This is a genomic window from Massilia atriviolacea, assembly GCF_003953935.1.
In the GTDB taxonomy this organism is placed as follows: domain Bacteria; phylum Pseudomonadota; class Gammaproteobacteria; order Burkholderiales; family Burkholderiaceae_D; genus Telluria_A; species Telluria_A atriviolacea.
This window is the reverse complement of the sequence record NZ_RXLQ01000062.1, coordinates 1-914: the sequence shown is the minus strand read 5'-3', so window position 1 is coordinate 914 and position 914 is coordinate 1. Positions and strand designations below refer to the sequence as shown.

General features: G+C 62.9%; 2 protein-coding genes. Both read right to left on the bottom strand.

All coding sequences use genetic code 11. The features are described from left to right. Positions 1–199: 199 nt before the first annotated feature. Positions 200–541 (bottom strand): IS66 family insertion sequence element accessory protein TnpB, encoded by a 342-nt coding sequence (gene tnpB / locus EJB06_RS31530; protein WP_126077967.1) that lies wholly within the window; start codon positions 539–541, stop codon positions 200–202. Further along, a complete protein-coding gene (tnpA, locus tag EJB06_RS31525; RefSeq protein WP_126077966.1) occupies positions 541–834 on the bottom strand; it encodes an IS66 family insertion sequence element accessory protein TnpA in 294 nt (97 codons plus the stop codon). Before tnpA ends, tnpB begins: the two co-directional genes overlap by 1 nt. Positions 835–914: the final 80 nt, after the last annotated feature.

The following is a 914-nucleotide window of genomic DNA, read 5'->3' as shown; positions in this document are numbered from 1 at the left end:
CAGCGCGGTGATCTTGAAGTCCTTCTCAGCCAACACAGCATCGCGCTGCAACAGCTGGGCCTGCTGCTGCTCGAACAAGGCCTGCACCTTCGCCATGGCGGCAGGGGTGATGCCCAGATCGGCAAGTTCGTTGAGCAGTTCCATGGCTCAGTAGTGTAGCGAGCATGCCTGCTGTTTACAAGCGAAACAGCTTATATCCTCACAGGCGCCACTGCGCTGGTGCCGGTGCCGACAGGCGTTGCCTGTCCACCCCAGCCACCAGCCATTGCCATTGCTCGGCGTTCATCTGCCAGCAGGCGTCGTCAACCTGAGGCCAGACGAACTGCCCACGGTGCAGGCGGCGCAGGCACATCCAGACGCCAGTGCCATCCCAGCAGACCATCTTCAGACGCGTACGGCGACGATTGGCGAACACGTACGCCGTGCCATCGCAAGGTGGCCGCCCCAGCGCCTGCTGCACATGCAAGGACAGGCCGTCGATGCCGGTACGCATGTCCACCGCCGCCGTCGCCAGCCAGATTGCATCGGCCGACAGCTGCATCAAAGCGCCTGCATCAATTCGGCCAGCCAGCTGGCCGGCACATCGCCAGGCAGCGTCAAGGTCCAGCCCCGATCGCTGCGCAGGCTGATCGCCGATGCCACCGCTACCGCTGGCGTGACTCGTACCGGCAACAACGCGGGCGCGACTTGCCCAACAGTCAATCGCCGTATCCAATAGCCCACTTGGCGCACCGGGAAACCGTTTGCGAGCGCATACGCACGCTGCGACAGGCCGCTTGCCCGCCATTGCGCTACCCGTTCCTGCCACACCTGCTCGCGTTCCATGTTGCTCATCACCGTCCTCTTCAAAATCTGAGGAACGCAGTGTGGCGCCGAAAATCACGAATTCATAGGTGGATCGGCTGGGCGCTTAC